The sequence below is a fragment of the Thiococcus pfennigii genome (assembly GCF_016583835.1).
Classification (GTDB): domain Bacteria; phylum Pseudomonadota; class Gammaproteobacteria; order Chromatiales; family Chromatiaceae; genus Thiococcus; species Thiococcus pfennigii.
The window spans coordinates 1-8890 of sequence record NZ_NRRW01000091.1 but is presented as its reverse complement, the minus strand read 5'-3'; the positions used below and the strand labels follow the sequence as shown (position 1 = coordinate 8890).

The 8890-nt window shown below is 68.0% G+C and carries 5 protein-coding genes; 3 read left to right on the top strand and 2 right to left on the bottom strand.

Translation table 11 applies throughout. The annotated features are described in order from the left end of the window. Positions 1-196: 196 nt before the first annotated feature. Complete coding sequence (gene rimI, locus CKO41_RS17335; RefSeq protein WP_200253941.1) at positions 197-643, bottom strand: ribosomal protein S18-alanine N-acetyltransferase; 447 nt, start codon at positions 641-643, stop codon at positions 197-199. A 476-nt stretch (positions 644-1119) separates the two neighbouring features. Here rimI and nifJ point away from each other — a divergent pair, with 476 nt between their 5' ends. Both nifJ and CKO41_RS17325 read left to right on the top strand, forming a co-directional pair. Further along, positions 1120-4701, top strand: a complete 3582-nt coding sequence (gene nifJ, locus CKO41_RS17330; protein ID WP_200383177.1) for a pyruvate:ferredoxin (flavodoxin) oxidoreductase — start codon at positions 1120-1122, stop codon at positions 4699-4701. A gap of 108 nt (positions 4702-4809) precedes the next feature. After that, complete coding sequence (locus CKO41_RS17325; RefSeq protein ID WP_200253937.1) at positions 4810-5823, top strand: dihydroorotate dehydrogenase-like protein; 1014 nt, start codon at positions 4810-4812, stop codon at positions 5821-5823. Between the two features lie 37 nt (positions 5824-5860). Here CKO41_RS17325 and CKO41_RS17320 read toward each other — a convergent pair whose 3' ends face one another. Beyond that, positions 5861-6532: a histidine kinase gene (locus CKO41_RS17320; protein ID WP_200253935.1), complete on the bottom strand. Its 672-nt coding sequence runs from the start codon at positions 6530-6532 to the stop codon at positions 5861-5863. A gap of 1310 nt (positions 6533-7842) precedes the next feature. Here CKO41_RS17320 and CKO41_RS17315 point away from each other — a divergent pair. Continuing rightward, positions 7843-8331, top strand: coding sequence for a hypothetical protein (locus CKO41_RS17315; RefSeq protein ID WP_200253933.1), 489 nt, complete (start codon positions 7843-7845; stop codon positions 8329-8331). The last annotated feature ends 559 nt before the right edge of the window (positions 8332-8890 follow it).

Genomic DNA, 8890 nt, shown 5'->3' with positions numbered 1-8890 from the left:
CGTCGGCCCGTAGGTCGGGTTAGCCCCGCGGGGCGTAACCCGACAGCCGGCAACGCGGCTCCGAGGCCCCTGTCGGGTTACGGCGCGCGCAATCCTTTGTCCTACCCGGACCGCCGTGCCAGCGCGCCTCACCCGACTACGGGCCGTGCCATCGGCGCAGGCGACGCCGGCGGATCAGAACGGATCCGCCGTGCAGTCAGTCCAGGTCGGCCCACTCCGCAAACAGCGGCCTGGCCATGATGATCGCATCTTCCTTGCCTGTGTTGGCCGGATAGTAGCCGCGTCGCCGTCCGACCTCGCAGAAACCCTCCGAGCGATAGAGCGCGATCGCCGCCTCGTTCGACGGGCGCACCTCGAGGAAGGCGGTGTCGGCGCCTTGCTCCTGCCCGAGGGCCAGCAGCTGGCGCAGCAGCGTGCGGCCGAGTCGGCGGCCCCGCCAGTGCGGGTGCACACAGATATTGAGGATGTGGCACTCGCCGACCGCGGCCGACATGACGCCGTGACCGATCGGTTCCCCACCCTGTTCGGCGAGCCAACAGCTGTAGTTGCCCCGAAGGCAATCCTGGAAGATCCCCTCGGTCCACGGAAAGGGATAGGCCGCCCGCTCGACCCGCATGACCGCGTCCAGGTCGGCGCGGACCATCGGCCGCAGCCTGGCCGTCGGGGCCGTCAGCGGGACGCCCACGCGCCCCCCGCGGCGGCGCGCGAGGGACCGCGCCCGTACCAGGATCGGGCGCCCGCGGCCCGCTCACCGACCCATCGCTGTGCAGTGGCGAGCAACCCCGCCCAAAGATGAAGCATAAGGATTTAACAAAACAATAAGACGTGAAATCAGTCTGTTTATTTTAATATACTAACGCGGGACGCCCGCGAGGCCGCCCTGCGACGCCTGCCCCGGACGCGCCATTGCATTGTAAGGCATTAGTTTTTAATATGTTTTGTTGCGATCCTAGGGGCTCTCCGGCGACCGCCCGATCGCCGCGGTGCCATCCCGGTCGTAGGCAGCCAAGGATTGGCCTTTCCGGCTATAGTAGCCCGTTAGTATCGAAAAGTACGCAGAAGGCCACGGTAATCCGCCCCTTAGGCGCAATCCCCTTTCACGTAATCCGGGACTGACTAATGACCCAGAAGCAGATGGTAACCCTGGACGGCAACGAAGCCGCCGCCTACATCGCCCACATGACCAACGAGGTCATCGTCATCTACCCCATCACCCCGGCCTCGCCGATGGGTGAGCTGTCCGACGAGTGGTCCTCGCTCGGGGTCAAGAACCTCTGGGGCACGGTCCCCGACGTGGTCGAGATGCAGAGCGAGGCCGGCGCCGTCGGGGCCATCCACGGGTCCTTGCAGGCCGGCGCCCTGTCGACGACCTTCACAGCCTCCCAGGGCCTGCTGCTGATGATCCCGAACATGTACAAGATCGCCGGCGAGTTGACGCCGACGGTGCTGCATGTAACGGCCCGCTCGCTCGCCGCCCAAGGCCTGTCGATCTTCGGCGATCACTCCGACGTCATGGCCTGTCGCGCCACCGGCTATGCGATGCTCTGCTCGGCGTCGGTGCAGGAGGCGATGGACTTCGCGCTGATCGCGCAGGCCGCGACCCTCGAAGGGCGTGTGCCCTTCCTGCACTTCTTCGACGGCTTCCGCACCTCGCACGAGGTCAACAAGGTCGAGCGGATCCCGCAGGAGACCGTCCGCGCGATGATCGACGAGGAACTCATCGTCGCCCACCGCCGCCGGGCGATGAACCCGGATCACCCGATCGTGCGCGGCACCTCGCAGAATCCGGATGTCTACTTCCAGGGCCGCGAGACGGTCAACCCCTACTACCGCGCCCTGCCCGGGATCGTCCAGAAGTACATGGACCAGCTCGCCGCGCTGACCGGTCGGCAGTACCGCCTCTTCGAGTACGTCGGCGCCCCGGACGCCGAGCGCGTCGTCCTGCTGATGGGCTCTGGCATCGGCGCCGCCCAGGAGGCCGTCGAGCACCTGGCCGCCCGCGGCGAGAAGGTCGGGCTGCTCAAGGTGCGCCTGTTCCGGCCTTTCGACGTCGGCGCCCTGCTCGCCGCGCTGCCGGTGACCGCGACCCGCCTCGCCGTTCTCGATCGCTGCAAGGAGCCCGGCGCCGACGGCGAGCCCCTCTACAAGGACGTCCTGACCGGCCTCGCCCAGGCCGTCGCCGAGGGCCGGATGGCACGCCTGCCGCGCGTCGTCGGCGGCCGCTACGGCCTGTCTTCGAAGGAGTTCACGCCGGCGATGGTCAAGGGCGTCTTCGACGAACTGGCGAAGGACAAACCGCGCAACGGCTTCACGGTCGGCATCATCGACGATCTGACCCATTCGAGCATCGAGTGGGACCCGACCTTCCGCCCGGATGCGGCCGAGGGCGTCACGGCCTGCGTCTTCTACGGCCTGGGTTCCGATGGCACCGTCTCGGCGAACAAGAACTCGATCAAGATCATCGCCGAGGAGACGCCGAACTACGGCCAGGGCTACTTCCAGTACGACTCGAAGAAGGCCGGCGCCGTGACCGTCTCGCACCTGCGCTTCGGTCCCAAGCCGATCGAGAGCAGCTACCTGATCGGTGACGACGAGGCGAGCTTCGTCGCCTGTCATCAGCCGATCTTCCTCAAGCGCTACGACATGCTGGCGAAGGCCAAGCGCGGCGGGATCTTCCTGCTCAACTCGGCGACCCCGGTCGGGGAGGTCTGGAACGACCTGCCGCGCTCGATGCAGCAGCAGATCATCGACAAGGGCCTGTCGTTCTACGTCATCGACGCGTACAAGATCGCCGGCGAGACCGGCATGGGTCGACGCATCAACACCATCATGCAGACCGCCTTCTTCGCGATCTCCGGCATCCTGCCGCGCGAGGAGGCGATCGCGCAGATCAAGTACGCGGTCGAGAAGACCTACGGCAAGAAGGGTCAGAAGCTCCTCGATCGCAACTTCCAGGCGATCGACGCGACCGTCGCCGGCCTGCACAAGGTCGAGGTCCCGAGCCAGGCCACCAGCGCCTTCGAGCGCCCGCCCGTGGTGCCGGCCGAGGCCCCGGATTTCGTCCAGCGCGTGACCGCGACCCTGATGGCGAACAAGGGCGACAGCCTCCCGGTCAGCCTGATGCCGGCCGATGGCACCTGGCCGACCGGCACGACTCGCTTCGAGAAGCGCAATCTGGCCCTGGAGCTGCCGAAGTGGGAGCAGGACCTCTGCACCCAATGCGGCAAGTGTCCGCTCGTCTGTCCGCATGCGGCGATCCGCGCCAAGGTCTTCCCGGCCGAGCTGGCCGCCGACGCGCCGGCGAGCTTCGCCCACGTGCCGGTCAAGGGCAAGGACTTCCCGGCCGATCACCACATCGTCTACCAGGTCGCCCCGGATGACTGCACCGGCTGCGGGCTGTGCGTCGAGGTCTGCCCGATCCGCGACCGCAACGACCCCTCGCGCAAGGCGCTGAACATGGTCGAGGCGCAGACGATCCACGACGTCGAGCAGGTCAACTGGGACTTCTTCCTCGGCCTGCCGGAGTTCGACCGCACCAAGCTCGATCCGACCAAGATCAAGCACGCGATGATGCTCCAGCCCCTGTTCGAGTTCTCCGGCGCCTGCGTCGGCTGCGGCGAGACCCCGTACGTCAAGCTCGCCTCGCAGCTCTTCGGCGACCGCATGCTGATCGCGAACGCGACCGGCTGCTCGTCGATCTACGGCGGCAACCTGCCGACGACTCCCTACACGACCAACGCCGACGGGCGCGGCCCGACCTGGAACAACTCGCTGTTCGAGGACAACGCCGAGTTCGGCCTCGGCCTTCGCCTGGCCGTCGACAAGCAGGCCAACCTGGCGCGCGAACTGGTCGCCCAACTCGCCGATCGCATCGGCGGCGACCTGGCCGATGCCCTGCTCACGGCCGACCAGTCCAGCGAGGCCGGCATCTTCGAGCAGCGCGAGCGCGTTGCCGCGCTCAAGCAGCGCCTGGCGGGCATCGACGGCCAGCCGGCCCGGCTGCTCGCGACCCTCTGCGACCAGATGGTCAAGCGCAGCGTCTGGATCATCGGCGGCGACGGCTGGGCCTACGACATCGGCTACGGCGGCGTCGACCACGTCCTCTCCTCGGGGCGCAACGTCAACCTGCTGGTGCTCGATACCGAGGTCTACTCCAACACCGGCGGTCAGACCTCGAAGGCCACCCCGCTCGGCGCCGTGGCCAAGTTCTCGGCGGCCGGCAAGCCAACCTTCAAGAAGGACCTGGCGATGATGGCGATGGCCTACGAGAACGTCTATGTCGCCCAGGTCGCCTTCGGCGCCAAGGACGTGCAGACGGTGCGCGCCTTCCTCGAGGCCGAGTCCTACGACGGCCCGTCGCTGATCATCGCCTACTCGCCCTGCATCGCCCACGGTGTCGACATGTCCAACAACCTGCGCCAGCAGGACATGGCGGTCAACTCGGGACACTGGGCCCTGTTCCGCTACGACCCGCGCAAGGCGGCCCAGGGCGAGAACCCGCTGCACATCGACAGCAAGGCGCCGAGCCTGCCGTACCGCGACTTCCTCAGCAGCGAGACCCGCTTCAACGTGCTGAACCGCACCCATCCGGACGATGCCGAGCGCTACATGCGCCTCGCCCAGGAGCACGTGCAGATGCGCTTCAGGTTCTACGACCAGCTCGCTCGGATCGCCCTCGAGAAGACCCCCGAGAAGGGCTGACGGCCGCGCAACCGCCCCACGTCGTACGTCGCCGCCCCGCGCGGGCGGCGGCGCGCGGCGGGGGGCGCGGTACGCCACACCACCGGATCACTATCGCTGGAGAATGTCATGGATCTCACGACCAAATACCTGGGGCTGACCATCAAGAGTCCCTTGGTCCCGTCCGCCTCGCCGCTCTCGCGCAACCTCGACATGGCCAAGGAGCTCGAGGACCATGGCGCCGGGGCGCTCGTCATGTGGTCGCTGTTCGAGGAGGCGATCACCGCCGAGGCCGAGTCGATGGTGCGCTTCCTGCACCAGCAGGACACCGGCTTCGCCGAGACCAGCACCGGCTTCCTGCCGGACTTCCCCGACTTCGCGGGCGCCCAGGAGCAGTACCTGGAGCAGCTGCAGCGGCTCAAGGCGGCCCTCGACATCCCGGTCATCGCGAGCCTCAACGGCGTCACCCCGAGCGGCTGGGTCGGCCACGCCAAGGTCCTCGAGGAGGCCGGCGCCGACGCCCTGGAGCTCAACGTCTACTACATCGCCGCGGACATCGAACAGAGCGGCGCCCAGGTCGAGGAGCGCTACCTGTCGCTGTTGCGCGACCTGCGCAGCCAGGTCGCGTTGCCGATCAACATGAAGCTCTCGCCGGCCTTCAGCTCGGTCGGGCACATGGTCAAGCAGATGGCTGCGGCCGGGGCCAACGGCGTGGCCCTGTTCAACCGCTTCTACCAGCCGGACATCAACATCGACAACCTGCGGCTGCAGCCGACCCTGCACCCCTCGACCTCGGCCGAGGCCCTGCTCGCGATGCGCTGGATCGCGCTCCTGCATGGCCGCACCGAGCTGTCGCTCGGCGCCACCGGCGGTGTGCACACGGCGGCCGATGCGATCAAGCTGCTGCTCGCCGGGGCCGACGTCGTCCATCTCTGCAGCGCCTTGCTCGCGAAGGGACCGGCCTATCTGGCCAACATCCGCGAGGGCATCGAGGCCTGGATGGGCGAACAGGGCTTCGCGTCGGTCGAGGACTTCCGCGGCCGCGTCAGCGCCCTCTCGGTCCCCGATCCGGCGCAGCTCGAGCGCGCCAACTACGTCAACATCCTCGACAGCTACAGCTTCTCGTCCGGCGTGATGGTCTGACGAGCCTCTCGCGCGGCCGGGCCCTGCCCGGCCACGCTCAGGGTGCGGCGATCGGCAACAGAAAGGTCACCGCCCCATCTTCGACCGCGAGGCGGCCGCCGCCGTCGCGCGCGACGCGGGCGGCGGCCTGAAGCATCAGCGACTCGTTGTTCAGGATGCCCACCGGCGCGCCGATCGCACCGCTCGCCGCCAGGCTCAGGCTCAAGACCCCATCGACGACCGCGCAACGCAACAACGGTCGCGGCCCGGGCCGCGCACCGACGCCGATCAACCGCAGCGCATGCAGGATCGCCGCCTCGAAGGCCATCGGATCGAGCAGCACGCAGGGGCGCGCCTCGGCCCGATCCTCGACCTCGCCGTCGTGCAGCCGCACCAACTGCGCGGCGATCGCGATCGGGTCCATCGCCCGGGGCGGGCCCGGGGCGAAGCGGTTGGACTTCACCGTCTCGGTCAGCGTCGTCGAGAGCCGGGTGACGGCATCGAGCACCGCGTCGAGCCGTTCCGCCTTCCCTTGCTCGTGCTGGAGCTCGAGCTGGAGGGTCTCGCAGATCAACTCGATGACGTTCAGCGGCGTGCGCATCCGATGCGCGAGCTGGCGGGCCTGCTCGGCGAGCAGCGAGCGGCGCTCCAGCTCGGCGAGCCGCTCCCAGGCATGAACGTCCGGCTCGTCGGTGGACTCGGAAGGGCTGTGCGATTTGCGGCAATTCATCTCTGGAAGGCTGGTCTGATCTCGTTTGGGGACCTTGAACCCAAAAACGGCAGTTGACCGCTTCATCATGCGTTCAAGTCGTTGAAATCGCGCGGAGGCTCTACGTGAGTCCTGCTCACCCGCTCGGTGAAGGCCGCTACGGCACCCGATGCACGTCGCACCTCGGGCACCGTCCAACTGCCGCTTTTAGGTTGAAAAATTGCCATCCGGGCCAGTCTTCAAGACGCGTAACGAAGAGGCGGCTTCCGCTTCGCTTCACTCTCGGTCGTTCAGGCGACTGAACATGGCGGGGGATCCTGGCCCCGCGCGGGTGGCCTCGCCCCCCTTCGAGGTGGCCTCTCGGCGTCTGCCGGGACGCCCCACCGGCCCGGCTAGTCTATCGCTCAGGCTGACAACGACTAGCAAACGCCAGACCAAAGGCCGCCGGCGCGTCGGCGAGACCGAGTCACGCCGACGCGCCGGCGGGCCAGGGACGATGGGCAGCAGCGGGCGGCAGCGATCCCGAGCATCGCCAGCGCGGTCCAGGCATCCTAATGCAAGACGGCGCAATTCCCGAGACTGGACGCGGCGGCCTGCCACCCTCGCGTGGCGCGTGGTTAGGAGCCTGCTTGCGGGCGATCGTGAGTGACGATTCAAGAACAGCCGGTCCATCTTCTGGGAACTACGAAACACGCGAAACTCGCGAAAGGGCCGAACTGACACACAAGAATCTGCCGTTTTTCGCGACTTTCGTGTATTTCGTCGTTTCTTGTCGTCTTCGCGCTGGTGTCGTTTGTTTCTGAACCCTTCCTTGGCCGCCACGAGCGCGTCGTCGTCGCCCGCAAGCGGGCTCCTAGTACAGCAGTGCGGATGTTCCGAGGCCACCTCGAACGACTATCGTTGTCGACGATCGGACTACGATCAGGACAACGACAACGAACGGCCTCTGGATTTATGAAGTGCTGCACTAGGGTCCTCTCATCCTAGGGCGACATGAAAGCGGCCTCGGTATTTCCGGAGCGAGACACTAGACGGGCCCGGCTCGCCCGATCGGTACCCTGGCCCAGGGGGGATTGCCCCGTCGGACGGGGGATTACAACCAGACGACACCCATGTGCCACCCTCGATGGCCCGCATCGGCGCCCCTGCTCGATGGCGCTCGAGCCGACGGCCGCGGCCCATCGCCGCTCGGGCCATGGGCCGGCACGGCATGCCTCCTGCTTGTGAGACGGCGATGATCGCCGTCATGGTCGACATCACTCCGAAGCGGGGATCCAGCGCAGGCACCGCCGCGGCGCCGACCCCGCTGAACGAACAGCCTTGGGAGCGACATGGCCACGATGATCTATCTGCGGATCCGCAATGCCGAGCAGGCCCGCCGGCTCGTCGATGAGGCGCGAGGCGCGGCCGTCCCGCCCGAACGCATCCGGATCCACGCCGCCCGGCCGCCGGACCTGCCGGTGACCCGCATCCGCTATCGCACGCCGGGGGAGGCGATCGGCCAGGGCGCCCTCGTCGGCGGTGGCACACTGTCGGCGCTCGCCCTGTCGCTGGTCGCGTTCGGCTACACAGGCCCGCTCGGCTTCGCCCTGCTGGCGGCCCTCGGGGCGACCGTCGGCGCGACCTGGTCCCAGCAACGCAACGAGGCGGCGAACCGCGCCGTCGCGCCCCAGTTCGCCGCCCTGGAACGCGGCGAACTGCTGATGGTGCTGGCCCTCGACGACGACGAGGTCCGGCGCATCGAGCAGCGCATCGCGACACGTCACCCCGAAGTCTCCATTTTGGGCAGCGATCCAGCTGGCAGCCCGCCCTTCCCCTGACCGACAGGGCTGCGGGCAGCACCCCAAGATGAAACCGCCTCCGGACCGCAAGCACCGGGCCGCGTACTGGCTGATCCCCCCGGTCTCGGTAGCAGCCTGCTTGCGGGCGATCCGGCCGGCCACCTCGAAAGGGGCCGCCGAACGGATCGGCCCTGGGACAATCCCACGGCGGATCCGTTCTGATGCGCCGGCGTCGCCTGCGCCGATGGCACGGCCCGTAGGTCGGGTTAGGCGCGCTGGCACGGCGGTCCGGGTAAAACAAAGGATTGCGCGCGCCGTAACCCGACATCGGCCTCCGCAGGCGCCGCGTTGTCGGCCGTCGGGTTACGCCCCGCGGGGCTAACCCGACCTACGGCTCCGGCGATCATCGGCACGGCCGTAGGTCGGGTTAGGCGCGCCAGCATGGCGGTCGCTGCGAACGAACAGCCCGGCGCGCGCCGTAACCCGACAGGGGCCTCGGCGGGCGCCACGGTGTCGGCCGTGGGGTTACGCCCTCGCGGGGGGCTAACCCGACCTACGGGCCGCGGCGCCGTGCGAGGGCGTAACCCCACGGCCGACA